At 64.4% G+C, this 25,999-nt stretch carries 23 protein-coding genes and 1 pseudogene; 13 read left to right on the forward strand and 11 right to left on the reverse strand.

Features of this window, described 5'->3' with window-relative positions:
* A complete protein-coding gene (locus MF6396_RS14190; protein WP_043863380.1) occupies positions 1-633 on the forward strand; it encodes a LysE family transporter in 633 nt (210 codons plus the stop codon).
* 123 nt (positions 634-756) lie between these two features.
* On the opposite strand, the gene MF6396_RS14195 is transcribed toward MF6396_RS14190, so the two are convergent.
* From MF6396_RS14195 to MF6396_RS14210, 4 genes are read right to left on the reverse strand one after another with little or no spacing between them, the layout of a single operon-like run.
* On the reverse strand, positions 757-1,497 hold the full coding sequence (locus MF6396_RS14195) for a hypothetical protein (RefSeq protein ID WP_043863381.1): 741 nt from the start codon (positions 1,495-1,497) through the stop codon (positions 757-759).
* A 3-nt stretch (positions 1,498-1,500) separates the two neighbouring features.
* Complete coding sequence (lpoB, locus tag MF6396_RS14200) at positions 1,501-2,088, reverse strand: penicillin-binding protein activator LpoB (protein WP_043863467.1); 588 nt, start codon at positions 2,086-2,088, stop codon at positions 1,501-1,503.
* Between the two features lie 29 nt (positions 2,089-2,117).
* Positions 2,118-2,492 carry a YcfL family protein gene (locus MF6396_RS14205; protein ID WP_043863382.1) on the reverse strand — a complete coding sequence of 125 codons (375 nt, stop codon included), beginning with the start codon at positions 2,490-2,492 and terminating at the stop codon, positions 2,118-2,120.
* A 14-nt stretch (positions 2,493-2,506) separates the two neighbouring features.
* Entirely contained in the window at positions 2,507-3,898 is a 1,392-nt protein-coding gene (locus MF6396_RS14210) for a COG3014 family protein (RefSeq protein WP_054915494.1), read from the reverse strand.
* Between the two features lie 429 nt (positions 3,899-4,327).
* On the opposite strand from MF6396_RS14210, the pseudogene MF6396_RS14215 reads away from it, so the two are divergent.
* Together MF6396_RS14215 and MF6396_RS14220 are read left to right on the forward strand one after the other, a co-directional pair.
* Positions 4,328-5,851, forward strand: a pseudogene (locus MF6396_RS14215) (FTR1 family protein); the annotation flags it as partial.
* Between the two features lie 98 nt (positions 5,852-5,949).
* Complete coding sequence (locus tag MF6396_RS14220; protein WP_043863384.1) at positions 5,950-6,411, forward strand: YaiI/YqxD family protein; 462 nt, start codon at positions 5,950-5,952, stop codon at positions 6,409-6,411.
* A gap of 4 nt (positions 6,412-6,415) precedes the next feature.
* On the opposite strand, the gene elbB is transcribed toward MF6396_RS14220, so the two are convergent.
* Both elbB and MF6396_RS14230 read right to left on the reverse strand, forming a co-directional pair.
* Complete coding sequence (gene elbB / locus MF6396_RS14225) at positions 6,416-7,084, reverse strand: isoprenoid biosynthesis glyoxalase ElbB (protein ID WP_043863385.1); 669 nt, start codon at positions 7,082-7,084, stop codon at positions 6,416-6,418.
* Positions 7,085-7,200: 116 nt separating this feature from the next.
* On the reverse strand, positions 7,201-7,842 hold the full coding sequence (locus MF6396_RS14230; RefSeq protein ID WP_078480678.1) for a DedA family protein: 642 nt from the start codon (positions 7,840-7,842) through the stop codon (positions 7,201-7,203).
* Between the two features lie 207 nt (positions 7,843-8,049).
* On the opposite strand from MF6396_RS14230, the gene hemB reads away from it, so the two are divergent.
* Both hemB and ppk1 read left to right on the forward strand, forming a co-directional pair.
* Positions 8,050-9,060: a porphobilinogen synthase gene (hemB, locus tag MF6396_RS14235; protein ID WP_043863387.1), complete on the forward strand. Its 1,011-nt coding sequence runs from the start codon at positions 8,050-8,052 to the stop codon at positions 9,058-9,060.
* Positions 9,061-9,079: 19 nt separating this feature from the next.
* Positions 9,080-11,314 carry a polyphosphate kinase 1 gene (ppk1, locus tag MF6396_RS14240; protein ID WP_043863388.1) on the forward strand — a complete coding sequence of 745 codons (2,235 nt, stop codon included), beginning with the start codon at positions 9,080-9,082 and terminating at the stop codon, positions 11,312-11,314.
* Here ppk1 and ppx read toward each other — a convergent pair.
* Positions 11,301-12,803 (reverse strand): exopolyphosphatase, encoded by a 1,503-nt coding sequence (gene ppx, locus MF6396_RS14245; protein WP_043863389.1) that lies wholly within the window; start codon positions 12,801-12,803, stop codon positions 11,301-11,303. The genes ppk1 and ppx overlap by 14 nt on opposite strands.
* Positions 12,804-13,043: 240 nt before the next feature.
* Between ppx and trxA the strand changes: the two genes are divergently transcribed.
* From trxA to MF6396_RS14280, 7 genes are all read left to right on the forward strand, one after another.
* Positions 13,044-13,373 carry a thioredoxin TrxA gene (gene trxA, locus MF6396_RS14250; RefSeq protein ID WP_043863390.1) on the forward strand — a complete coding sequence of 110 codons (330 nt, stop codon included), beginning with the start codon at positions 13,044-13,046 and terminating at the stop codon, positions 13,371-13,373.
* Between the two features lie 230 nt (positions 13,374-13,603).
* The gene (gene rho, locus MF6396_RS14255; protein WP_043863391.1) at positions 13,604-14,863 is read left to right on the forward strand and encodes a transcription termination factor Rho; all 1,260 of its coding nucleotides are present in this window, start codon (positions 13,604-13,606) and stop codon (positions 14,861-14,863) included.
* 125 nt (positions 14,864-14,988) lie between these two features.
* Positions 14,989-16,455: a 4-hydroxy-3-polyprenylbenzoate decarboxylase gene (gene ubiD, locus MF6396_RS14260; RefSeq protein ID WP_054915496.1), complete on the forward strand. Its 1,467-nt coding sequence runs from the start codon at positions 14,989-14,991 to the stop codon at positions 16,453-16,455.
* On the forward strand, positions 16,455-17,423 hold the full coding sequence (locus tag MF6396_RS14265; protein ID WP_043863393.1) for a CDP-6-deoxy-delta-3,4-glucoseen reductase: 969 nt from the start codon (positions 16,455-16,457) through the stop codon (positions 17,421-17,423). Before ubiD ends, MF6396_RS14265 begins: the two co-directional genes overlap by 1 nt.
* A 275-nt stretch (positions 17,424-17,698) precedes the next feature.
* On the forward strand, positions 17,699-18,349 hold the full coding sequence (locus MF6396_RS14270; RefSeq protein ID WP_043863394.1) for a gamma-glutamylcyclotransferase: 651 nt from the start codon (positions 17,699-17,701) through the stop codon (positions 18,347-18,349).
* Between the two features lie 51 nt (positions 18,350-18,400).
* Positions 18,401-19,042, forward strand: a complete 642-nt coding sequence (locus MF6396_RS14275) for an energy transducer TonB (RefSeq protein ID WP_078480679.1) — start codon at positions 18,401-18,403, stop codon at positions 19,040-19,042.
* Positions 19,043-19,053: 11 nt separating this feature from the next.
* A complete protein-coding gene (locus tag MF6396_RS14280) occupies positions 19,054-19,584 on the forward strand; it encodes a CbrC family protein (protein ID WP_078480681.1) in 531 nt (176 codons plus the stop codon).
* 61 nt (positions 19,585-19,645) lie between these two features.
* On the opposite strand, the gene MF6396_RS14285 is transcribed toward MF6396_RS14280, so the two are convergent.
* Positions 19,646-20,623 carry an NADPH:quinone oxidoreductase family protein gene (locus MF6396_RS14285; RefSeq protein WP_078480683.1) on the reverse strand — a complete coding sequence of 326 codons (978 nt, stop codon included), beginning with the start codon at positions 20,621-20,623 and terminating at the stop codon, positions 19,646-19,648.
* A gap of 156 nt (positions 20,624-20,779) precedes the next feature.
* Between MF6396_RS14285 and MF6396_RS14290 the strand changes: the two genes are divergently transcribed.
* Positions 20,780-21,190 (forward strand): flagellar basal body-associated protein FliL, encoded by a 411-nt coding sequence (locus MF6396_RS14290; protein WP_078480684.1) that lies wholly within the window; start codon positions 20,780-20,782, stop codon positions 21,188-21,190.
* Here the strand turns inward: MF6396_RS14290 and MF6396_RS14295 are convergent, their stop codons facing one another.
* Genes MF6396_RS14295 through MF6396_RS14305 form a run of 3 tightly spaced genes read right to left on the reverse strand, consistent with a single transcriptional unit; the run spans position 21,191 to position 25,997 of the window.
* Entirely contained in the window at positions 21,191-22,300 is a 1,110-nt protein-coding gene (locus tag MF6396_RS14295; protein ID WP_078480686.1) for an ABC transporter permease, read from the reverse strand.
* Complete coding sequence (rbbA, locus tag MF6396_RS14300; RefSeq protein WP_078480687.1) at positions 22,300-25,035, reverse strand: ribosome-associated ATPase/putative transporter RbbA; 2,736 nt, start codon at positions 25,033-25,035, stop codon at positions 22,300-22,302. Before rbbA ends, MF6396_RS14295 begins: the two co-directional genes overlap by 1 nt.
* Entirely contained in the window at positions 25,032-25,997 is a 966-nt protein-coding gene (locus tag MF6396_RS14305) for an HlyD family secretion protein (protein WP_443217206.1), read from the reverse strand. The genes rbbA and MF6396_RS14305 overlap by 4 nt, the downstream gene beginning before the upstream one ends.
* Positions 25,998-25,999: the final 2 nt, after the last annotated feature.

Raw genomic sequence — 25,999 nt, forward strand, 5'->3', positions numbered from 1 at the left:
ATGTCGCTGGAAACGTGGTTGGCTTTTTTTGCTGCCTGTTGGGTAATCAGTCTTTCGCCGGGGGCGGGGGCCATTGCGTCCATGTCCTGCGGCCTGCAGTACGGCTTCTGGCGCGGCTACTGGAACGCGCTGGGCCTGCAGCTGGGGCTGGTGATGCAGATCGCGATCATTGCCGCCGGCGTGGGCGCGGTACTCGCTGCCTCGGCTACCGCGTTCCAGGTCATCAAATGGTTTGGCGTTGCCTACCTGATCTACCTGGCCGTGAAACAGTGGCGAGCGCTGCCGGCAGACCTGGCCGACGACTCGACGGTACGCCCCATCGGCAAGCCGTTGAGCCTGGTGTTCCGTGGTTTTCTGGTCAACGTCAGCAACCCCAAGGCGCTGATCTTCATGCTTGCGGTGCTGCCGCAGTTCATCAATCCGCATGCCGAGCTGCTGCCGCAGTACCTGACGATCGCCGGCACCATGGTGGCGGTGGACCTGCTGGTGATGGCGGGTTATACCGGGTTGGCGGCGCGGGTGCTGCGCCTGTTGCGCACGCCCCGGCAGCAGCGGCGCATGAACCGCACGTTTGCCGGGTTGTTCCTGGGTGCGGCGACATTGCTGGCGACCATTCGCCGGGCGCCGGTCTAAGACCGGAAGGCTGCGCCTTCCATCGCGGTTCACCACTGTTCTTGTGGGAGCCGGCGTTGCCGGCGAAGAGGCCAGCACAGACACCCAATAAAAAAGGCGACCCGAAGGTCGCCTTTTGCATGCTCAGCGCAAGATCTGCGCCGGTTCATCCGGCGGCAGGTTGTTGCGCATCGGCGCACGTTCCTGATCCGGCATCACACCCACCAGCTGCTCCTTGAGCTGTCTGGCCACATCCATGCCCAGTTCCTTGGACACTTCACGCACCACCCGCGGACGGTTCAGGCTGACCCGCACGTCCTGGCTGTTCACCAGCTTGGTGTCCTGGCCTTCACCCATGGCGGTGAACGCCGAGGTGATCTCGTAGGTACGGGTGTTGATCAGGCTGAAGTCGGCCACCAGGGTCAGGCCCAGGATCGCCGAGTAGCTGTTGGTGTTGTCGATCGAGGTGATATCGCGCTGGAAGTCGATATCCGACAGGGTGCCGAACAGTACGTAGTCGGCGCCCTTGTAGTTGCCCGCCTTGATCCGCGCGATCACGTCATACACGTCCTGCTTGGCCTTGGCCGTGTACGGCGTGCCCTGCACCAGCTGGAACATGCCGGACTTGAGGATCTCGCCCTTGATGTCACCGCTGAACTTGCGCAGCTCGGTCTGCTCGATGTAGCTCTGGCTGCTTTCGAACTCGCTGTAGCTGGACGACGCGTTGGCGTGGTACATGCTCGCATTCGAGTTGCTGCTCGCCGAGACCATGTGGATGTACTGCTCCACGCGCTCCTGATAAGCCAGGTCGGTGACCGCTACCTTGGGGGCCGCTTGCACGCCGAACGCGCAAGCCAGGCCGATGATGCCCATCCATGCACGCATTGCTTAGCGCTCCGTGGTCTTGCGGATTTCTTTTTCGTCCATCCACTCGGCCAGGCCGCTTTCCACGTCGATCAGCTGCAGGCTGAACTTGTAGAACACGTCCTTGTAGTCGCTGCTGCGCTTGACGATCGAGCTGATCGACCCTTCCAGGCGGTATTTGGCAGCGATCATGTTGCCGGTCTTGGCAACGGTGTTCTTCTTGTACAGGCCGCTCTGGTTCTGCAGCTTGAGCTGGTCGACCTGGCTCTGCATCTGGTTGTTGTCGCTGGCGAAGCGGGCGGTGCCGGTCTTCATCAGCTGGGTCTTGATCGAGGTGGTGATCTCGCGGGTATCGATGTACTCGCTGGTCTTGTTCTTCACGTCGTAGACCTGAACCACCGGACGGCCCTGCAGGATGCCGGACTGGGCCAGCGAGCGGGTCATGCTTTCGGCGATCATCTGCAGGTCGGTGGAACCGAACTCGTTGGTGACCAGTTCAACGGCCTTGCTGTCGCCGTAGCCAATGTTCTTGCCGCCCAGTACAGGGGAGTTGTTGGCGCAGCCGCTGGCCAGCGCGACCACTACGGCCAGCAGGGAAAAACGAGCGAACATCATGTTGAGCATCTCCTGAAAATTGAAAATTACTGGGCCTGGACTTCAATGCGGAAGTCAGTGGCCTGGGGGACCGGGGCAATCGCTGGCAGTACGGTGGACTGCGAGCCGTACAGGCTCAGGGTCTTCCAGCTTTCTTCGCTGGCGACCGGGAAGCCGTCGTTGCCCAGCCAGGCAAAGCGATAGAACATCGTCTTGTTGCTGCGGCTGGTGTTGGTCAGCGAGACCTTGACGGTCATGAAGCCGTTTTCGCGGGCAACCCGCATCGGGCCGATATCGATGTTGCTCAGTTTGCCCATCACGACCACCTTGCTGGCGGCGCTGCCCGGTGCGGGCGGTGGTGGGGTGGCGCAGCCGGCCAGCAGGGTGGCGGTGGCGAGCGCGGCGAGAAGCTTGAGGCGCATGGCGATTCCTTGGCTTACTTGAGGCTGGCGACGGCGGCGGCCGGCGCAGGCTGGGTGACTTGCAGGGCCGGGCCACCGGCGTAGACGCGGTTGCCCACGACGCGCAGAGCCACGACCTGATAGGGGCGATCGATCTTCACGGCGATCTTGCTGCCGCCCAGGTTCGACGGCAGGCTCAGCTGGTGCTCGCCCTGGGCCAGGCGCACGCGGGCAACCAGGGTGTCGTCCGGCAGGGTGCGCCAGGTGCGGGTGTCGGCGCCTTCGGTGACGGCCGAGGCGATGCCCACGGCCAGACCAGCCAGCGGGTTGACGTCGTTGAGCTGTTTTTGCGCCACGCCACGGGTGATGGCGCGCACGCTGGTGCGCAGGATGATGCCTGGCATGTCGTCACGCAGCGCGCGGCGCGACATGGCGGTGGTGCTGTTGAGCGCGGTCAGCGAGAGCGTCTTGTCGTTCAGGTAGATCTCGCTGAAGTGCGCGGTGGAGGTGTCTTCCTTGATGATCGGGAACGACAGCGGGGTGATCACCAGATTGCCGCTGATTGGCAGGGGCAGGGGGATGCGCACCGAGTCGCGGGCCGGCGCCAGGCCGCTCTGCACCACGATCAGCACGTCGCTGTCGGCGCCCTTGGCGGCAGGCTTGTCGAGGTCGAGCAGCGCACGCTCGAGCAGCGCGGTGTTCGGGCGCAGTTCGGCCGCCTTGCGGTAGCCCGGTGCAGCCAGGCCTTTTTCGCCCAGTGCTTCGTATACGTAGCCGGACAGGTAGTGGCTGAACGCACTCTGGTAGCTGTTCTTCAGGCCGACCACTTCAGGCGCGTCCAGGGCGGCCACCGGGTAGCCCTGCAGGTCCTTGTACTCGGTCTTGACGCCTTCCTTCTCGGCCTCTTCTTCGCGCTTGAGGTATTCCTTGTCGCGCAGCTCGGCGATCACGGCCTCACGTTCGTGGGTTTTCTTGATTTCGGTGCGGGCACCGTCGAAATCATTCTGAGCCAGCAGGTTCAGGGCCATCTGGGTGGTCAGCATGACTTTTTCGTAGTCGTAGCCTTCGTAGCGGCGCACCTTGTCGTTGACCAGGTAGCTGCCGAACTGGCTCAGGTACTTGGCGGTGTCCAGCTTCACCGACTCTTCCCACTTGAACACCACGCTATCGGCTTCGCGCCAGGCATCCTGGCTGCCGCTCAGGTCGCCCTTGGAGCGCAGCAGTTCGCCTTTCTCGAAGTAGTAGAGAAGGTCCTTGTCCTCACCCTTGTTGTTCTTTTCCAGCAGGGCCAGGGCCGCGTCGACGTTGCCGCTGGCCAGCTGCTGGTTGGTTTCCTGGAGTTCGCTGTCGTAGCTGCGAAACGCTGCGCAGCCCGTCAGTTGGACGATCGCGCACAGCGTGGCGACGGTGAGGACACGGGAGGCCATCTTGAATCTCTTCCCTGAAAAAGTGACGTTAGGCGCCGGCGAGTGGCGGTGATCCCTTTGGACGCTAGTTCCAAATCCTCTTAGCAGAGGAGCCTGTATTTCCATTCGCTATAACGAAAGGCGCGGCATTATAGACGCAATGACTGGCTAATTAATGGCCTTGTGCTTCATTTTTTCTTGGATGTGCCAGTAGTCACATTTCCCGCGTGGTGTAGGAATAAGTCGATTCCCGGGGTAGGAGATAAACTTGTTTCAAAATTTTTCATGAAACTTCCGGGTGGTGCTTGAGCCGGCGCAAGTGGAAGTGAACAATGCAATCCTCCTCATTCCTGTTCGAGATTGGCTCCCATGATGCCCCGCCCCCGTGTGTTCGCCTGGCTGCTAGGGCCGCTGCTGGCCCTGGGCAGTGCCTTGAGCAGTGCCGCGCCGCAAGCGCCGCTGATTACCCCGGACCCGGCCCGCGGTGCACCGCTGTACGCCCAGCACTGTTCGGTGTGCCACGGTGACGGCGGCGCCGGCGATGGGCCGGCGGGGTTGGGGCTGGACCCACCGCCGGGCGATCTGCGCCAGGCGGCGCGGCTCGACACCCTGAGCCTGGCCGAGCTGTACCGGGTGATGGAGCAGGGCATCGAGGGCAGCGACATGCCGGCGTTCGCCGACCAGCTCGACGAGCGCCAGCGCTGGGATGTGGCCAGCTACATTGCCGGCTTCAGCGCCGAGCCTGGTGCTGTGCAGGCCGACCGGCGCTTCAGCCTGGCCGAGCTGGCGCAGCTCACCCCGGCGCAGGTGCGTGACTCCCAGGGTGGCGAGGCGGCGGCCGCCTTTCGTGCCCAGCGCGCCAAGCCGCCAGCGGCGCAACGCGGCCCTGGCCAACTGATCGACTACACCGCCACCACCCTCGAACAGAGCCTGGCCGCCTATCGTGCCGGCGACCACGAGCAGGCCTACGACCTGTCGGTGGCGGCGTACCTGGAGGGCTTCGAGCTGGTGGAAAGCGCCCTGGACAACGTCGATGCCAACCTGCGCAAGAACACCGAAAAGGCCCTGATGGCCTACCGCCAGGGGTTGCAGGACGGCTTGCCGGTGGAGCAGGTGACGCAACGCCTGGCGGCGGCCAAGGCCGAGCTCGAAGCATCGGCCAAGCTGCTGGGTGGCGATGGCCTGAGCTGGTCGCTGAGCTTCATCTCCGGCCTGCTGATTCTGCTGCGCGAGGGGCTGGAGGCAATCCTGGTGCTGGCGGCGATTCTGGCCTTCCTGCGCAATACCGGGCAGCAGTCGGCAGTGCGCAGCGTCAACGTGGGGTGGGCGCTGGCGTTGGTGGCGGGCTTTGCCACCTGGGCACTGGCTGCCTACGTGATCGACGTGGGGGGCGCACAGCGTGAACTGCTGGAGGGCTGCACCGCCCTGTTCGCCTGCGTGATGGTGCTGTGGCTGGGGGTATGGATGCACGACCGGCGCCATGCGGCGGCCTGGCAGGACTACATCAAAAGCAGCCTGGTGGGGGGCGGCGGCCGCTTCGGCTTTGCCGTGCTGGCGTTCTTTTCGGTTTACCGCGAACTGTTCGAGGTGATCCTGTTCTACGAAACCCTGTGGCTGCAGGCCGGGCCTGCGGCGCACGATGCGGTGCTGGCCGGCGGGGCGACGGCGCTGGTGCTGCTGGTGGGGCTGGCGTGGGTGATTCTGCGCGGGTCGGCGAAATTGCCGCTGTCGCTGTTCTTCAGCATCAACGCGGCGCTGCTGTGCGCGTTGTCGGTGGTGTTCGCCGGGCATGGGGTGAAGGCGTGGCAGGAGGCGGGGGTGTTCGGTACGCGGCCAGTGCCGTTCTTCGACTTCGACTGGCTGGGGATTCATGCCGATGCGTATTCGCTGGCCGCGCAGGTATTGGCGCTTGTGGCCATTGCGGTGTTGTACGGGCGCAGCTGGCTGGCAGGGCGGCGGGTTTCGGTGCACTGATCGAGGGCCCCTGCGCTGGCTTGTCGGCGAATGCTGCAACGCCGCGCCAATGCAGGGATACTGTGCGCCTTGTTCTCTTTGCGGTGGATAACCCAACCATGCGTGTCTGGATCGACGCCGATGCCTGCCCCAAGGCGGCCAAGGACCAACTGGTCAAATTTGCCCTCAAGCGCCAGTTCGAGGTGGTGCTGGTCGCCGGTCAGGGCCAGATCAAGCCGGCCTTTGCCTGCGTCAGGCTCATCGTGGTGCCCAGCGGGCCGGATGCTGCCGACGACTACCTGGTGGAACACGCCGTGCCCGGCGAGTTGGTGATCTGCAGCGATGTGCCGCTGGCCGATCGGCTGGTCAAGAAGGGGGTGGCCGCGCTCGATCCGCGTGGTCGCGAATTCGACGAGCGCAACATGGGCGAGCGGCTGGCGGTGCGCAACCTGTTCACCGACCTGCGCGAGCAGGGCCAGGTCGGTGGTGGGCAGGCGCCCTACGGCGAGCGTGAGAAACAGGCCTTCGCCAATGCGCTGGACCGCATTCTCACGCGGTTGGCACGCGCCTACCCGCAGTGATGCCTCAGTCGGCCTCGTGGGTCAGTTCCAGCACCCGGTCGACCAGCTTGTAGATCCCGCCCGCCGCCTCGCCGATGCTCTGCGCCAGCATGTAGGCGGGGGTGCTGACCAGCTTGCGCTGAGTGTCTTCGACGATGTCGTGCACATCGCATTCTTCATGGGTGCCGCCCATCTTGACCACGGCCGCGCTGGTGTCGGCATCGTTGCCGATGGTGCAGACCACGCCTGGCCCGTAGATCTTGGCCGCCAGGGCCGGCGAAATGCAGATCAGGCCCACCGGCTTGCCCGCTTCGGCGAAGGCTTCGGCCAGTGCGAGCACATCGGGGTTGACCGAGCATTTGTCGCCTTCCACGGCGAAGTTGGAGAGGTTTTTCGCAGCGCCGAAGCCACCGGGCACGATCAGTGCGTCGAAGTCGTCCGCATTCGCTTCACGCAGGTCCTTGACCTCGCCGCGGGCAATGCGCGCCGACTCCACCAGCACGTTGCGCGTTTCGGGCATCTCTTCGCCGGTAAGGTGGTTGATCACATGCATCTGCGCGATGTTCGGTGCAAAGCACTGCACCTGGGCGCCACGCTGGTCAAGGCGCAGCAGGGTGATGACGCTCTCGTGAATTTCGGCACCGTCGTACACACCGCAACCGGAAAGGATCACCGCAACTTTTTTCTTGGTCATGCTCACTACTCCCGTTCAAGGCGCTAAATGTCCCCTGATTTGGCCATTCTCGCCAGGCTCTCTACATAGATCGCAATGCAGGGGGAGTGTTCAGTCGTGAGAGCGAGCAGCCAGGCCTATGGCCGGTCGCCACCTTCGCCAGGGTGCTGCTCCCGGGCCTGGGCCCGCGCCTGTTCGGCCTGGGCCTCGGCGGCTTCCTGGCGGGCAATGCGCGCGGCCTTGAAGCGCCGGCGCAGCCACAGCAGGGCGCCCAGTACCACCAGGGCACCGAGTACCCACAGCTCGTACTTCTTCACGTTGCCCAGCAGCCCTTCGAGGATGGCGCCGAAGTGGTAGGCGGCCGCGCCCAGGGCCAGTGCCCATACTGCGGCACCGATGCCGTTGAGCAGCAGGTAGCGGCGCGGCGGGTAGCCGGACAGGCCGATGGCCACGGGCATCACCGTGCGCAGGCCGTAGACGAAACGGAAACTCAGCACCCAGATGTCGGGGTGGCGGCGGATGTGCTCCAGCGCACTGTCCCCCATCATCTGCCAGCGCGGCTTGCGCGCCAGCAGCTTGCGCCCGTGACGACGCCCCATGAAGTACCACAGCTGGTCGCCGGCATAGCTGCCGAAGAAGGCAACCAGCACCACCATGTTGATATCCATGTAGCCACGGAACGCAAGAAATCCGGCGAGAACCAGTATGGTCTCACCTTCAAAAAAGGTGCCTAGAAAAAGGGCAAAATAGCCGAAATCCTGCAGGAATTGTTCAAGCATTTTCTGGGTGCTGGCGAAATGAACGCGCAGCCTACCCCCTGGGAGGCTTTAGGGAAAGTGTCCAAATGTGTCTCGACGTGAACATTTCCTACAAGGAGAATGAATGCGTCCATAAGTCGCAGGGTTGCCTCAGGTCGTCATACGGGCGTCATAATGACTGCTTATAACTGTCGCGCTCGCCCGCCTGCGCGGGCTCAGGAGTCTGCCGTGAGCTTTACCCCCGCTAACCGTTTGTTTCCTGCCACTCGCCTGCGTCGCAACCGCCGTGACGACTTTTCCCGTCGCCTGGTGCGCGAAACCACACTGACTGTTGACGACCTGATCCTGCCGGTGTTCGTGCTGGACGGCGAAAACCGTCGCGAGGAAGTCGCCTCGATGCCGGGCGTGGAGCGCCTGAGCATCGACCTGCTGCTGCAGGCCGCCGAGGAGTGGGTGAAGCTCGGTATTCCGGCGCTGGCCCTGTTCCCGGTGACCCCGCTGGACAGGAAGTCGCTGGATGGCGCCGAAGCCTACAACCCGGACGGTATTGCCCAGCGCGCCACCCGCGCCCTGCGCGACCGCTTCCCGGAGCTGGGGGTGATCACCGACGTGGCACTGGACCCGTTCACCACCCACGGCCAGGACGGTATCCTCGACGAGGAAGGCTACGTCCAGAACGACATCACCGTCGACGCCCTGGTGCGCCAGGCGCTGTCGCATGCCGAGGCCGGCGCCCAGGTGGTGGCCCCGTCGGACATGATGGACGGGCGGATCCAGGCGATCCGTGAAGCCCTGGAGCTGGCCGGTCATGTCAACGTGCGCATCATGGCCTACTCGGCCAAGTATGCCAGCGCCTACTACGGCCCGTTCCGCGACGCGGTCGGCTCGGCGCTGAACCTGGGCAAGGCCAACAAGGCCTCGTACCAGATGGACCCGGCCAACACCAACGAGGCCCTGCATGAAGTGGCCGCCGACCTGTCCGAAGGCGCCGACATGGTAATGGTCAAGCCAGGCATGCCGTATCTGGATATCCTTGCGCGGGTCAAGGACGAGTTCAAGGTGCCGACCTTCGTCTACCAGGTCAGTGGCGAGTACGCGATGCACATGGCCGCGATCCAGAACGGCTGGCTCTCGGAAGGGGTTATCCTCGAATCCCTCACCGCTTTCAAACGGGCGGGCGCCGACGGCATCCTGACCTATTTCGCTGTTCGCGCCGCACAATTGATGAGAGGGCAGTAACGCCCTTCAGGAACGCTAGATGAATAACGAAGCACTTACCGAAGTCGAAGTGAAGGATGCCCAGCCGGTGCCCGAGCAACTGGTCGAAACCCCGCCGGACCTCGAGCCCGCGCCGGTGGTCGAAGCCGAGGCGCCCGTGGTGGCTCCGGCCCCGGCGGTGCCGGCGATTGCCGTGCCGGGCCTGGACGACAGCAGCCTGTACATCCATCGCGAATTGTCCCAGCTGCAGTTCAACATCCGCGTGCTGGAGCAGGCGCTGGACGAGTCCTATCCGCTGCTGGAGCGACTGAAGTTCCTGCTGATCTTTTCCAGCAACCTGGATGAGTTCTTCGAAATTCGTGTGGCGGGCCTGAAGAAGCAGATCACCTTCGCTCGCGAGCAGGCCGGCGCCGACGGCCTGCAGCCGCACCAGGCGCTGGCGCGCATCAGCGAGCTGGTGCACAGCGAAGTGGACCGCCAGTACGCGATCCTCAACGACGTGCTGCTGCCGGAGCTGGAAAAGCACCAGATTCGCTTCATCCGCCGGCGTCACTGGACCACCAAGCTCAAGACCTGGGTGCGCCGCTATTTCCGCGACGAGATCGCGCCGATCATTACCCCGATCGGCCTGGACCCGACCCACCCGTTCCCGCTGCTGGTGAACAAGAGCCTGAACTTCATCGTCGAGCTCGAAGGCATCGATGCGTTCGGCCGTGATTCGGGCCTGGCGATCATTCCGGCGCCGCGTCTGCTGCCGCGGGTGATCAAGGTGCCGGAAGACGTCGGTGGCCCCGGCGACAACTACGTGTTCCTGTCGTCGATGATCCATGCGCACGCCGACGACCTGTTCCAGGGCATGAAGGTCAAGGGCTGCTACCAGTTCCGTCTGACCCGCAACGCCGACCTGGCGCTGGACTCCGAGGACGTCGAAGACCTGGCCCGTGCCCTGCGTGGCGAGCTGTTCTCGCGTCGCTATGGCGATGCGGTGCGCCTGGAAGTGGCCGATACCTGTCCCAAGCACCTGTCCGATTACCTGCTCAAGCAGTTCAGCCTGAGCGAGCACGAGGTGTACCAGGTCAATGGCCCGGTCAACCTCACGCGCCTGTTCAGCATCACCAGCCTGGACAGCCACCCGGAGCTGCAGTACACCCCGTTCACCCCGGCAATTCCCAAGCTGTTGCAGAACAGCGAGAACATTTTCAGTGTCATCAGCAAGCAGGACATCCTGCTGATGCACCCCTTCGAGTCGTTCACCCCGGTGGTCGACCTGCTGCGTCAGGCGGCGAAAGATCCGCACGTGCTGGCCGTGCGCCAGACCCTGTACCGCAGCGGCGCCAACTCCGAGATCGTCGACGCGCTGGTGGATGCGGCGCGTAACGGCAAGGAGGTCACCGCAGTGATCGAACTGCGCGCGCGTTTCGACGAAGAGTCCAACCTGCAGATGGCCAGCCGCCTGCAAGCGGCGGGTGCGGTGGTGATCTATGGCGTGGTCGGGTTCAAGACCCACGCCAAGATGATGCTGATTCTGCGGCGCGAGGCCGGCGAGATCGTGCGTTATGCGCACCTGGGTACCGGCAACTACCACGCCGGCAACGCCCGCCTGTACACCGACTACAGCCTGCTGACCTCCGACGACGCCTTGTGCGAGGACGTCGGCAAGCTGTTCAGCCAGCTGATCGGCATGGGCAAGACCCTGCGCATGAAGAAGCTGCTGCACGCGCCGTTCACCCTCAAGAAGGGCATGCTCGACATGATCGCGCGCGAGACCCAGTTCGCCCTGGAAGGCAAGCCGGCGCATATCATCGCCAAGTTCAACTCGCTGACCGACCCCAAGATCATCAAGGCGTTGTACAAGGCCAGCCAGTCGGGCGTGCGCATCGACCTGGTGGTGCGTGGCATGTGCTGCCTGCGTCCGGGCATTCCGGGCGTTTCGCACAACATCCACGTGCGCTCGATCATCGGGCGTTTCCTGGAACACACCCGGGCGTTCTACTTCCTCAATGGCGGGGAAGAGCAGATGTTCCTTTCCAGTGCCGACTGGATGGAGCGCAACCTCGACAAGCGTGTCGAGACCTGCTTCCCGGTGGAGGGCAAGAAGCTGATCCTGCGGGTGAAGAAGGAGCTGGAGGGGTACCTGACCGACAACACCCACGCGTGGCTGCTGCAGTCGGACGGCCGCTATGTGCGCAGCACGCCGACCGGCAACCAGAACCCGCGCAGTGCCCAGGCCACTCTGCTCGAGCGCCTGAGCAACCCGGTGCTTATCGTACGCTGAGGGTAAAGCCGACCCGGGCCAGCCATTCGGCTTCCAGGCCGAAATCGGCCTGGGTCAGCTGGTTCTGTTCCAGCCAGCCGGCCGGGAACTCCACATCCAGGCTCTGGCCGGCGGCATGCAGCTTGACCGTCGGCATCTGCTGGGTGCCGCGGATGTGGTGGAACAGGATCGCGAAGCGCAGCAGCACGCACAGACGAATCAGCTTCACGCCGTCGTCGCCGAATTCGGCGAACTTGTCCTTGGGGATGTTGCGCCGGTGCCCGCGCACCAGCAGTGCCAGCATCTGCTGGTCTTCACGGGAGAAGCCGGCCAGGTCGGAGTGCTCGATCAGGTAGGCGCCGTGCTTGTGGTAATGATAGTGGGCGATGTCCAGCCCCACTTCGTGCACCTTGGCCGCCCAGCCCAGCAGTTCGCGCCAGATCCCGTCTTCAAGATCCCACGCCTTGGCCACCTGGTCGAAGGCATGCAGCGCCTTGCGCTCGACCCGTGCCGCCTGGCCCTGGTCGACGTGGTAGCGCTCCATCAGCGAGGTCAGGGTGCGTTCGCGCACGTCTTCGTGGTGGTGGCGGCCCAGCAGGTCGTACAGCACGCCTTCGCGCAGGGCACCTTCGCAGTGGTCCATGCGTTGCAGTTCCAGCGCGTCGAAGATCGCCTCCAGGATCGCCAGGCCCGCCGGGAAGATGGTGCGCCGGTCGGGCTTGACCCCTTCGAAATCGATCTTGTCGGTATCGCCCAGCTTGAACAGTTTGCGCTTGAGCCAGGCCAGACCTTCGGCGTTGACCTCGCCGTTGCCCATGCCGCCGGCCTTCAGGGCCAGGCCGATGGCGCGGATGGTGCCCGAGGAGCCGATGGCTTCATCCCAGGTCAGGCGGTGCAGGGCATTCTCGATGCTCATCAGCTCCAGGCGCGCGGCGGTGTAGGCCTGGGCATAGCGCGCCGGGGTGATCTTGCCGTCGCGAAAGTAACGCTGGGTGAAGCTCACGCAGCCCATCTGCAGGCTTTCGCGCAGCAGGGGCTCGAAGCGCTGGCCGATGATGAATTCGGTACTGCCGCCGCCGATGTCGGCCACCAGGCGCTTGCCGGGGGTGTCGGCCAGGGTATGGGAGACGCCCAGGTAGATCAGGCGTGCTTCTTCACGGCCGGAAATCACCTCCACCGGGTGTCCGAGAATGGCTTCGGCGCGGCGGATGAATTCGCCGCGGTTGCGCGCTTCGCGCAAGGCGTTGGTGCCGACGATGCGCACCGCGCCGTCAGGCATGCCGTTGATCAGCTGGGCGAAGCGCTTGAGGCAGTCGAGCCCGCGTTGCATGGACTCTTCGCTGAGCTGGCGCTCTTCGTCGATGCCGGCGGCCAGCTGAACCTTTTCCCCCAACCGCTCCAGGATGCGAATGTCGTTGTGGTGGGCCTTGGCCACGACCATGTGGAAACTGTTGGAGCCCAGGTCGATGGCGGCTATCAGGGACAGATTCTTGGCTGGGTTTTGCGGCATGGTGATGGGTTCTCGGTCGATAACCCGGCAATCGTGCCACGATCCGCCGCCGACGCCAACGCGCAGTGTGGCAAGGCTTGACCTGACGCAGTTGCGAGTCTTTTTTATGACTTTTGTGTGACAGTCGATATGCAACGTCTCGCACAACTATAGTTACAGTCAATCGCGCGTGGCTTCCTGTCTACGGCGATGGCGGCTATGATGGGCCACGTTTTTTTGCTTACGACCTTGGAGACTTCCATGAGCAGCGATCTTATCAAACACGTCACCGACGCCACCTTCGAAGCCGACGTGCTCAAGGCTGAAGGTCCGGTGCTGGTCGACTACTGGGCTGAATGGTGCGGCCCATGCAAAATGATCGCTCCGGTTCTGGACGACATCGCCGCTACCTACGAGGGCAAACTGACCGTCGCCAAGCTCAACATCGACGAAAACCAGGAAACCCCAGCCAAGCACGGCGTGCGTGGCATCCCGACGCTGATGCTGTTCAAGAACGGCAATGTCGAGGCGACCAAGGTCGGCGCATTGTCCAAGTCTCAGCTGCAGGCGTTCCTCGACGCCAATATCTGAGTCGAAAAAAGCCCCGCATTCGTCGGGGCTTTTCTCTGTCTGGTGACTAGACGCCAGAAAATGCAAGTGATACATTCGGCCTCGCACTGTTTCTTTCAGTGCCCCCTGCACGCCGTCGCCGACGCACCTCAATTCGAATTAGTACGCGATCCTGTCGCCTTCTCTGCGGCGCGGCTTCATTAAGCCAGAAGCTTAATTCCCCCTTCTTACATGATTACGTCATTCCCCTTATGAATCTGACTGAACTCAAGCAAAAGCCGATTACCGATCTGCTCGAATTGGCCGAACAGATGGGCATAGAAAATATGGCCCGTTCGCGCAAGCAGGACGTGATTTTCTCCCTGTTGAAAAAGCACGCGAAAAGCGGCGAGGAAATCTCCGGTGACGGCGTGCTGGAGATTCTCCAGGACGGTTTCGGCTTCCTGCGTTCGGCTGACGCTTCGTACCTGGCCGGCCCGGACGACATCTATGTCTCGCCCAGCCAGATTCGTCGCTTCAACCTGCGTACCGGTGACACCATCGTCGGCAAGATCCGCCCGCCCAAAGAAGGCGAGCGCTACTTCGCGCTGCTCAAGGTCGACACCATCAACTACGACCGTCCGGAAAACGCGAAGAACAAGATCCTCTTCGAAAACCTGACGCCGTTGTTCCCGAACAAGCGCCTGAAGATGGAAGCCGGCAACGGTTCCACCGAAGACCTCACCGGTCGCGTCATCGACCTGTGCGCGCCGATCGGCAAGGGCCAGCGCGGCCTGATCGTCGCCCCGCCGAAAGCGGGCAAGACCATCATGCTGCAGAACATCGCGGCCAACATCACCCGCAACAACCCCGAGTGCCACCTGATCGTGCTGCTGATCGACGAGCGCCCGGAAGAAGTGACCGAGATGCAGCGCACCGTGCGCGGCGAAGTGGTCGCCTCCACCTTCGACGAGCCGCCAACCCGTCACGTGCAAGTGGCCGAGATGGTCATCGAGAAGGCCAAGCGCCTGGTCGAGCACAAGAAGGACGTGGTCATCCTGCTCGACTCGATCACCCGTCTGGCCCGTGCCTACAACACCGTGATCCCGAGCTCCGGCAAGGTGCTGACCGGTGGTGTCGACGCCCACGCCCTGGAGAAGCCGAAGCGTTTCTTCGGTGCTGCACGTAACATCGAGGAAGGCGGTTCGCTGACCATCATCGCCACCGCGCTGGTCGAGACCGGCTCGAAGATGGACGAAGTGATCTACGAAGAGTTCAAGGGTACCGGCAACATGGAACTGCCCCTGGACCGTCGCATTGCCGAGAAGCGCGTGTTCCCGGCCATCAACATCAACCGTTCGGGTACCCGTCGCGAAGAGCTGCTGACCGCCGACGACGAGCTGCAGCGCATGTGGATCCTGCGCAAGCTGCTGCACCCGATGGACGAGATCGCCGCCATCGAGTTCCTGGTCGACAAGCTCAAGCAGACCAAGACCAACGACGAGTTCTTCCTGTCGATGAAGCGCAAGTAACACGGGCGGTACGCAAGAGCCGGGGAAACCCGGCTTTTTGCTATCTGTACATTGTCTATTCTGGCGGGCGGGGTTCGGCGCTACACTTTGCACCCCGACCGCTACGGCGAACACGAGGCTCCCGCATGCAGTATCGCGATTTGCGCGACTTTATCCGCGGCCTGGAACAGCGCGGCGAACTCAAGCGCATTCAGGTCCCCATCTCCCCGATCCTGGAAATGACCGAGGTCTGCGACCGCACCCTGCGTGCCAAGGGCCCGGCGTTGCTGTTCGAGAACCCTACCGGTTACGACATCCCGGTGCTGGGCAACCTGTTCGGCACCCCGGAGCGCGTGGCCATGGGCATGGGCGCCGAGTCGGTCAGCGAACTGCGCGAGATCGGCAAGCTGCTGGCCTTCCTCAAGGAGCCCGAGCCGCCCAAGGGGCTGAAGGACGCCTGGTCGAAGCTGCCGATCTTCAAGAAGGTCATCTCGATGGCGCCCAAGGTGGTCAAGGATGCGCCCTGCCACGACGTGGTGATCGAAGGTGACGACGTCGATCTTGGCGCGCTGCCGATCCAGCACTGCTGGCCGGGCGACGTGGCGCCGCTGATCACCTGGGGCCTGACCGTGACCCGAGGTCCGAACAAGGACCGCCAGAACCTGGGTATCTATCGCCAGCAGGTCATCGCCCGCAACAAGGTCATCATGCGCTGGTTGAGCCACCGTGGCGGCGCGCTGGACTACCGCGAGTGGTGCGAGAAGCACCCTGGCCAGCCGTTCCCGGTGGCCGTGGCACTGGGCGCCGACCCGGCGACCATCCTCGGCGCGGTGACCCCGGTGCCCGACAGCCTGTCCGAGTACGCCTTCGCCGGCCTGCTGCGCGGCAACCGTACCGAGCTGGTCAAGTGCCGCGGCAATGACCTGCAGGTGCCCGCCACCGCCGAGATCATCCTCGAAGGCGTGATCCACCCCGGCGAGATGGCGCCCGAAGGCCCGTATGGCGATCACACCGGCTACTACAACGAGGTCGACAGCTTTCCGGTGTTCACCGTGGAGCGCATCACCCACCGCACCAAGCCGATCTATCACAGCACCTACACCGGGCGTCCGCCTGACGAGCCGGCGATTCTGGGCGTGGCGCTGAACGAAGTGTTCGTGCCGATCCTGCAGAAGCAGTTCCCCGAGATCACCGACTTCTACCTGCCGCCTGAAGGCTGCTCGTACCGCATGGCGGTGGTCACCATGAAAAAACAGTACCCAGGGCACGCCAAGCGCGTGATGCTGGGGGTGTGGTCGTTCCTGCGCCAGTTCATGTACACCAAGTTCGTGATCGTCACCGACGACGACATCAACGCGCGGGACTGGAACGACGTGATCTGGGCCATCACCACGCGCATGGACCCCAAGCGCGATACCGTGATGATCGACAACACGCCGATCGACTACCTGGACTTCGCCTCGCCGGTTTCCGGCCTGGGCTCGAAGATGGGCCTGGATGCCACCCACAAGTGGCCGGGCGAAACCACCCGCGAGTGGGGGCGTGTCATCGTCAAGGACGAGGCCGTCACCCGACGCATCGATGAGCTGTGGACACAGTTGGGAATAGACTGATGCAGGTTACCTTGCAGCCCTCCGGGGCGGTGCTGGCACTGAACCCTGGTGAGCGCATACTGGATGGGGCCCGTCGTCTGGGCTATGACTGCCCGCAGAGCTGCCGCAATGGCAATTGCCATGTGTGCGCGGCACTGCTGGTGGAAGGCCGTGTGCGCCAGGATGGCGAGGTGAAGGACCATGGCGAGCTGTACACCTGCATCGCCGAGCCGCTGGAGGATTGCGTGTTGCTGTGGGATGGCGTGTTGGCCCTGGGCGAGCTGCCGGTGCGCAAGCTGGCCTGCCAGTTGAGCGAATGTGTCGAGGTGGGCGGCGACGTGTGGCGCGTGCGTCTGCGCGCGCCGGCCGGCAAGCCGCCGCGCTACCACGCCGGGCAGTACCTGATGATCGAGCGCGAAGCTGGCGACAAGGCCGCGTTCTCGCTGGCCTCGGCGCCACACAGCGGGCGTGACCTGGAGCTGCACGTGCTGGCCCGCGAGAGCAGTGCACTGGAACTGATCGCACAGTTGCAGCGCAACCGCATGGCGCGGGTGGAGCTGCCGTTTGGCGACACGCACCTGGCCGAACTGCCGGACGGGCCGCTGGTACTGATTGCTGCCGGTACCGGCATGGCGCAGATGCACAGCCTGATCGAACATTGCCGGGCCAGCGGCTTCAAGCACCCGGTGCACCTGTACTGGGGAGTGCGCCGCCCGGAAGACTTCTATCAGATCGAGCACTGGGACGAGTGGGCAACGCTGCCCAACCTGTTCCTGCACAAGGTAGTGAGCGACTTGTGCGGCTGGGAGGGGCGCTGCGGGCTGCTGCACGAGGCCGTGTGCGAAGACATTGCCGACCTTGCGGGCGTGCACGTGTATGCCAGTGGCTCGCCCACCATGATCTACGCCACCCTCGATGCCCTGGTGGACGCTGGCATGGACGCACACCAGATGCGCGCCGATGTATTCGCTTATGCCCCGCGCGGCTAACTTAGGTAATAACGGCGCGTTGCAATAACGCGCCGATTCAAATAACCCGATTGTGCCTCGTTGGTTATAAGTGCTGGCCGCGTTAATTATTGCAAGCACCGCCAAAAACTATTACTACACTTGAAACAGCAGGCCTGAAAGCCCCGGTGCTGGGGGCTTTGTTTGCAACGGGGCTTGTATTCGAGCGGCCATCTGCCGTACGGTCGATGTATTGTTAGTGCAATGACTTTACAGTGGGCCACTTCAGTAGTTCACGAGGAATTCTGGCGGCGATCATGTCGGCAATTGAAACTGCACCCTCGAGTTTGGCGTACCCTCCGGTGCTCGACTTCGGTCAGCAACTGACCCATGAGCAACTTCGACAATCGGTTGATCACACCATGTCCCGCCATCAGGGCGGCCCGGTCTGGCTGTTTGCCTATGGCTCGCTGATCTGGCGACCGGAATGCAGCGCGGCCGAGCGCCGGCGCGCACGCGTGCATGGCTATCATCGCGGCCTGTACCTGTGGTCCCACGAGCACCGCGGCACTCCGGAGTGCCCGGGGCTGGTGTTCGGCCTGGACCGTGGTGGCTCGTGCAGCGGCTTTGCCTATCGGCTGCCCGAAGAGCGCCTGGAGGATTCATTGCTGGCGCTGTGGCAGCGCGAGATGCCGTACCCGGCGTACCGTCCGCACTGGCTCAACTGCCGCCTCGAGGACGGCAGCAAGGTGCAGGCACTGGGCTTCGTGCTGGAGCGGCACTTGCCGTGCTATGCCGGCAACCTGCCCGACACCTTGCTCAGCCATATCCTGGCCAGCGCCAAGGGCCGCTACGGCACCACCCGCGACTATGTCGAGCAGACCCTTTCGGCGCTGCGCACCCATGCCATGCCCGACCGCAACCTGGAGGCACGCTTCAAGCGTTGTCATTCGGCGGACAAGGCGTGAAGCCTGCGGTACCATCGCGCCCCTTATCAATGGACGTGTTGGGAATCAGGGATGAAACGCTGGCTTGGAATACTGTTGTGCTGGTGCTGCGCCGTGCAGGCCGAGCATGTGCCCACGTTCGCGCAGCCCCCGGCCCCGGTGTACCCTAGGGCCATGAGGCTGGTGGGCCTGGAGGGCGCTGTGCGCATCGGCTACCAGGTCGATTCGCGCGATGGCTCGGTCAGCCATGTAACCGTCAAGCACAGTGATCATGCGTTGTTCAGTGCGTCTGCAGAAGCGGCCATCGCAAAGGTGCGGTTCGAACCCTGGACGGTGGCCGCGGGCGAGCCGCTGAAAACCGATGTGGTGCAGAGCCTGCTCTTTCGCATGGATGAGCAGTCCATGGCGATGACCCTGGATGCCCAGGCCGCGTTGCCGCAGCTGCAGTGCAAGCTGTTCAGTTACTACCTGGCCACCTACCGTCAGATCCGCTCGCATCAGCCGCTGTGGCAGATGGACAGCGTGGCCACGTCCATCGGCCTGCTGGCCAGGACGTCACCCGCATCGCCCACCCTGCTGCAGTTCAAGCAGGCGCAGCAGGCGTTCGAGGCAGCGCTGCCGTCTATCGAGCGGCGCTGCGCCGGGCAGCCCGACCTGATGTTCATCGACGCCTGGCCGCAGCAACTGCGTGACCTTGCGCTCAAGCAGCTGTGAGAAGGAATGCCATGACAACACCACTTCCGGTCTTTACCTATTACCCCGGCAAGGTTCATTACATCGTGGCCAGCAGCGAGGCTTGCGTGTGCTGCGGGCAGGCGCGTGGTTACCTGTATGACGGCACGCTGTACACCGCGCAGACACTCGAGGGCGATATCTGCCCGTGGTGCATTGCCGATGGTTCGGCGGCCAGGCGCTACGACGGCAGTTTCCATGATGTGTATGCGATGGGGGAGGCGGGCATAAAGCCTGAGGTGCTCGACGAGATCGCCTATCGCACGCCGGGCTGTCCCACATGGCAGGACAGCCAGTGGATGCACCATTGCGGTGACGCCTGCGAGTTCCACGGGGACGCCAGCGCCGAGGACATCAGTGAGGCCACGCCGGCGACCCGGGAGCACTGGGCCGAGTACAACGGCATGACCGTGGAGGACTGGTCGTGGGCCGCGGTGGGGTATGCGCCGGGCGGGGATACCGGGTTCTACAAGTTCGTGTGCCGTGGGTGCAAGCAGGTGCTGCTGGCCTGGGACATGAGCTGACGTTCACGCCTCTATCGCGGGTCAAGTCCGCTCCCACAGGGCAGTGCGGGAGCGGGCTTGGCTATCGCACAGACACCACCAGCTTGCCCACCGCCTTGCGCCCCGCCAACTGCTCGATTGCAGCCCCGGCATCGGCCAGTGGGTAGGTCTGCGACACCAGTGGTTTCAGCTTGCCCTCGGCATGCCACGCAAACAGCTGCTTGAAGTTCGCGGCGTTATCCGCCGGCTGGCGCTGCGCGAACGCACCCCAGAACACCCCCAGCACCGCCGCGCCCTTGAGCAGCGTCAGGTTCACCGCCAACTGCGGGATCTGCCCGCTGGCGAACCCCACCACCAGCATCCGTCCGTTCCACGCCAGCCCGCGCATCGCCTGCTCGAACAGCTCGCCGCCCACCGGGTCGAAAACCACGTCCACGCCCTGGCCACCGGTCAGGCGCTTGATCTCGTCCTTGAGGCCGCTTTCGCTGTAGTTGATCAGCTCGTCGGCACCGGCAGCCTTGGCCACGGCCAGCTTGTCGGCGCTGCTGGCCGCTGCGATCACCCGCGCGCCCAGGGCCTTGCCGATCTCCACCGCCGCCAGCCCGACACCGCCCGACGCACCCAGCACCAGCAGGGTTTCCCCGGCTTGCAGCTGCCCGCGCTGGGTGAGCGCGTACATCGAGGTGCCGTAGGTCATGCCGAATGCGGCAGCCGTGGCGAAGTCCATGTGCGCCGGGATCGGCATCACGTTGTAGCCCGGCACCGCGATCTGCTCGGCAAAGCTGCCCCAGCCGGTCAGCGCCATCACCCGGTCGCCCACCTGCAACGGCCCGGCCTTTTCGCCCACCTCCAGCACTACCCCTGCTGCTTCGCCACCCGGCGAGAACGGCAGTGGCGGCTGGAACTGGTACTTGCCCTGGATGATCAGGGTGTCGGGGAAGTTGACCCCCGCCGCATGCACCTGCACCAGCACTTCATTGCGTTTGGGCACGGGGCTGGCGACCTCTTCGAGGACCAGGTCGCTGGCCGGACCATGGGCTTTGCACAACACGGCTTTCATCAGGGCTATTCCTTTGCGGGTGGTGGCCGATAAGTGTAGGTGGGCAGGGTGTCGGGTCAACGAGCATGCCCCGGCCTGATAAGCCGGCATAAGCCCGGGCTTGGGTTTGGCGAAGGCGCTGGGTATGCTGGCGCCAACTGTTTGAGGAGCGAATTGGTGAAAGCGTGGATCTTGATGGTACTGGCCCTGATGCTGCCAGCGGCGGCCATGGCCGAAGAAGCCAAGGACGGAGAGGGCGCGCCGAAGGTGTCGTACATCTCCCTGACCCCGCCACTGGTGGGCAACTATGCCCTTGATGGCGGCCCCAAGCTGGGCGTGTACGAGGCCGATGTGGCGTTGCGCGTGGACAACGATGTGGATGCGGCCGCGGTCAAGCACCACGAACCGCTGATCCGCAACCAGCTGGTTGCCCTGTTCACCCAGCAGAGCCTGGACGGCATGAGCAACGTCGAGGCCAAGGAACACCTTCGCCAGGAAGCCCTCAAGCAGGTGCAGCAGGTGCTCAACGGCGAAGAAGGGCGGCCGGTGGTGGCCGACCTGCTGTTCAACAACCTGATCGTGCAGTAGTCACGAGGCCAGGCTGCGGCGAAAGCGTGCCAGGGCGATCGCAAAGAACGCCAGGCCGATCGCCGCCAGCGCCAGCAGGTCCGGCCACACCACCGATGCGTCGGCGTCGCGGAACAGGATCGCGGCACCCAGGCTGACGAAGTGGGTGGAGGGTGACAGTTGCATCACCCACTGCAGCCATTGCGGCATGCTGTCCAGCGGCGTGCTGCCGCCCGACAGCAACAGCATCGGGATGATCACCGGGATCGCCAGCAAGCCGAACTGCGGGGTCGAGCGCGCCAGTGTGGCGAGGAAGATCCCCAGCGCGGTGCTGGCGAACAGGTACAGCGCGGTCACGCCCAGGAACAACCCCATGGAGCCGGCCAGCGGCACTCCCAATGCCCCCTTGACCACCACCTCCAGCGACACCCAGGTGCACAGCACCACCACCAGCGCGTTGCTGCCGATCTTGGCCAGCATGATTTCCAGTGCCGTCAGTGGCAGTACCAGCAGGTGGTCGAGGGTGCCATGCTCGCGTTCGCGCAGCAGCGCAGTGCCGGTCAGCACGATGGCCAGGATGGTGATGTTGTTGACGATCTGGATCACCGCCAGAAACCAGCCGCCCTCCAGGTTGGGGTTGAACAGCGCCCGTGGGCTCAGCAGCGCCGGGCTCTGCACGGCCTGCTTGGCGTAGTCGAGCAGCTCGCGTTCGAAGATCCGCCCGATGTAGCCGGCGCCCATGAACGCCTGGCTCATGGCGGTGGCGTCGACGTTCACCTGCAGTTCCGGGGTGCGCGCGGCCAGCAGGTCGCTCTGGAAGTTCACCGGGATATTGATCACGAAGGTGTACTGGCCGCTGTCCATGGCCTGGTCGAGCTGGTCGTAGGGCAGCGTCACCGTCGGCTGGAACTCCGGCGGTTGCAGCGCCTCGCCCAGCTTGCGCGAGACCAGGCTGTGGTCTTCGTCGACGATGGCCACGCTGGCGTTGTGCACGCCGATCACAGAGCCGGCGGCGGGCATGTAGATGGCCACGCTGAAGGCATACAGCAGAAACAGCAGCAGCACGCTGTCGTGGCGCAGGCTGGTCAGCTCCTTGAGACCGAGGCGGTAGATATGGGCCAGGCGCTGCATCAGACCTCCTGCTTTTTCAGCATGATCAGGCTCAGCCCGGTGAAGCCGGCGAAGAACCCGAACAGGGCCAGGCACTGCGGCCATAGTTCGCGCAGGTCCAGGGCCTTGGTGAAGGTGCCGACGGCAATGTCGAGGAAGTAGCCGGCCGGGAACAGCTGACCCATCAGTGCTGCCGCGCCATCGAGAGAAGAGCGCGGCACGATCAGCCCGGAGAACTGGATGGTCGGCAGGCTGGTGATGATCATGGTGCCCAGGATCGCCGCGATCTGGGTGCGGGTGAATGCCGAGATCAGCAGCCCCAGGCTGGTGGTGGCCAGCAGGTACAGCACCCCGCCGCAGGCCAGGGCCAGCGCGCTGCCCTTGAAGGGCACGCCGAACAGCCAGCGGTTCATCGCCACCAGCAACGCCAGGTTGACCAGGCTCACCAGCAGGTACGGGGCCTGCTTGCCGAGCAGGAACTCCAGGCGCGTGAGCGGCGTGGCGTAGAAGTTGGTGATCGAGCCCAGCTCTTTTTCACGCACGATGCCCAGTGCCGTGAGCATCGCGGGAATGAATGCCAGGATCAGCGCCATCACCCCGGGGCCGATGGCGTTCACGCTGATCACGTCCTGGTTGTAGCGAAAGCGGGTTTCAAGCTTTACCGCTGCCAGGCCTGGCTGTGCGCGGCTGCTCAGCGCGGCGAGCTGTTCGAGGTTGGCCTGGTGCACGGCCTCCACATAGTTGCGGCTGGTTTCGGCGCGAAACGGCATGCCGCCATCGAGCCAGGCCGCCACCACCGGCTGGCGCCCGGCATTCAGGTCGCGGCCAAAGCCGGGGGGGATCTCCAGCGCCAGCTTGATTTCCGAGCGTTGCAGGCGCTTGTGCAGTTGCGCGGCGTCGCGGATCGGCGCCTGCTCGGCGAAGTAGCGCGAGCCGCGAAACGCTTCCAGGTACAGACGGCTTTGCGGGCTCTGGTCCTGGTCGTAGACCGCGAATGCCAGGTTCTCCACGTCCAGCGAAATGCCATAGCCGAAGATCACCATCATGAACAGCGCACCGAGCAGGGCGAAGGCCAGGCGCACCTTGTCGCGCAGCAGCTCCTTGCCTTCGCGGGTGGCTACCGCGAACAGCCGCACGAAGCTGAAGCCGCTGCGGGGTGGCGGGCTGGTGGCCTCGGCGGTGGTGCTCACCGGTTGGGCCTCGGTCGGCGCCGGGCTGCTGTTCTGCGCCTGTTCCAGGCAGGTGACGAAGGCGTCTTCCAGGGTCTGGCCACCGAACTGCTGTTGCAGCGCGGCCGGGGTATCGCAGGCCAGCACACGGCCGGCGTGCATCAGCGAGATGCGATCGCAGCGCAGCGCCTCGTTCATGAAGTGGGTGGACAGGAAAATGGTCACGCCCTGCTCGCGGGACAGCTCGATCAGCAGGCGCCAGAAGTCGGCGCGTGCGGCCGGGTCGACGCCGGAGGTGGGTTCGTCGAGGATCAGCACTTCAGGCCGGTGCAGCACCGCCACGGCCAGCGACAGGCGCTGGCGCAGGCCCAGCGGCAGGGCGCCGGACTGCTGGTCGGCAATGTCGCCCAGGTCGAAGCGCTCGATCAGTTCGGCGATGCGCGGGGTGCTGTCGGCCTTGTTCAGGTCGAACAGGCGTGCGTGCAGCTCGAGGTTCTGACGCACGCTCAGTTCGCCATACAGCGAAAAGCTCTGGGACATGAAGCCGACGCGCTTGCGCGTGGCCAGGTCCTTGGCGTCGACCGGGCGGCCGAGCAGGGTGGCGCTGCCTTCGCTGGCCGGCATCAGGCCGGTGAGCACCTTCATGGTGGTGGTCTTGCCGCAGCCGTTGGAGCCCAGGAAACCGAAGATCTCGCCACGGCCGATGGCGAAGCTGACCTTGTTCACTGCGGTGAAGTCGCCGAAGCGCAGGGTCAGTTCATGGGCCTCGATGGCGATGTCGCCGTCGTCGGCCGGGCGTGGTGGGATCACCAGCGGCGCCTGGGTGCGGCTGCGGTCATCCTGCTGCTGGCTCTGGTAGCAGGTGAAGGCGTCGTCCAGCTTGCCGCTGGCGGTGGCGCCGGCCAGCTCGCGGCTCAGCCCCTGTGCGATCAGGCGACCACGGTCGAGCATCAGGCAGTGCTCGAACTGTTCGGCCTCTTCCATGTAGGCGGTGGCCACCAGCAGGGTCAGTTGCGGACGCTCGCTGCGCACCTGCTCCACCAGCTCCCAGAAGCGCCGGCGCGACAGCGGGTCGACGCCGGTGGTGGGCTCGTCGAGAATCAGCAGGTCGGGCTCGTGGATCAGTGCGCAGCACAGCCCGAGTTTCTGCTTCATGCCCCCGGAGAGCTTGCCTGCCGGGCGCTCGGCAAAGCGTTCCAGGTCGGTGGCCAGCAGCAGCGCGTGCATGCGCGTGTCGCACTCGGAACGGCTCAGGCCGAACAGCGTGGCGAAGAAGCGGATGTTCTCGCTGATCGACAGCTCAGGGTACAGGTTGCCGCCCAGGCCCTGGGGCATGAAGGCGATGCGCGGGTACAGGCTGTTGCGATGGCGGCGCTGGCGGATCGAGCCGTCCAGCACCTGCAACTCGCCCTGTTGCAGCTTCTTGACCCCGGCAATCAGCCCCAGCAGGCTCGACTTGCCCGCACCGTCCGGGCCGATCAGGCCGCAGCGGGTGCCTGCCGGCAGTTCAAAGCAGATGTCCTGCAGGGCCTCGAGGGAGCCGTAGCGGTGGCTGATGCCACGCGCCTGCAGCGCCAGGGCCGTCATTGCAGGTTGGCCGGCCAGTCCACGGGGGCGCTACGCACATAGCCGGCGCCGGGCATGCCGGGCTTGGCCTGGGGCACCGCGCTGGGCTCGGTCCGGCGCAGCTTGACGCGAAACACCAGCTTCTGGCGCTCGTCACGGGTTTCCACCTGCTTGGGGGTGAACTGCGCCTTGGCTGCCACGAAGCTGATCTTGGCCGGCAGCGCGCGGTCGGGCAGGGCATCGAGCACGATGCGCGCCTGGTCGCCCACGGTCAGCTTGCCGGTGGTGGAGGCGGGCAGATAGAGGTTCATGTACTGGTCGCTGGGGTCGATCAGCAGCAGTACGCGCCCGCCGGCCCCGAGCACTTCGCCCGGTTCGGCCAGGCGCAGCTGGATCACGCCATCGATGGGCGCGCGCAGGCTGCTGTCGTCGATTTCGCTGGTGAGCTGGGCCACCTGGGCCTCGGCGGCACCGATGGCGGCCTTGATTGCCGCGAGTTGCGCTCGCGCTGCCACCACGGCTGAATTGCTGGTGTCGTAGCGGGCCTGCTGCTGGTCGAGCAATTGCTGGCTGGAGTACTTGCGCTGGAACAGTTCGCGCACGCGCTTGAGTTCCTGGCTGGCCAGCAGCTGTTCGCTCTGGCGCAGCTGCACGGTGGCCTGGGCGGCCGCGTAGTTCTCGCGGGCACGCAGCACTTCGGCTTCGGCCTGGTTGCGCTGGGCCTCCATGGTGCGGGTGTCGATGCGCGCCAGCAGTTGGCCCTTGTGCACTACGTCGCCCTCGTCGGCCAGCACTTCGGCCAGGCGCCCCGGCACTTTGGTGGCGATCTGCACCTCGGTGGCCTCAAGGCGACCGTTGCCCATGCTCAGGCCTTCGGGCAGACGGTCGTGCATGGACTTCCAGTAGCCCAGGCCGCCGGCTGCCACCAGCAGCGCAATCAGCGCGCCGGCAAAGAGTTTGGGGGTGTGTTGGCTCATCGACATGC

The organism is Pseudomonas sp. MF6396, assembly GCF_002018915.1.
Classification (GTDB): domain Bacteria; phylum Pseudomonadota; class Gammaproteobacteria; order Pseudomonadales; family Pseudomonadaceae; genus Aquipseudomonas; species Aquipseudomonas palmensis.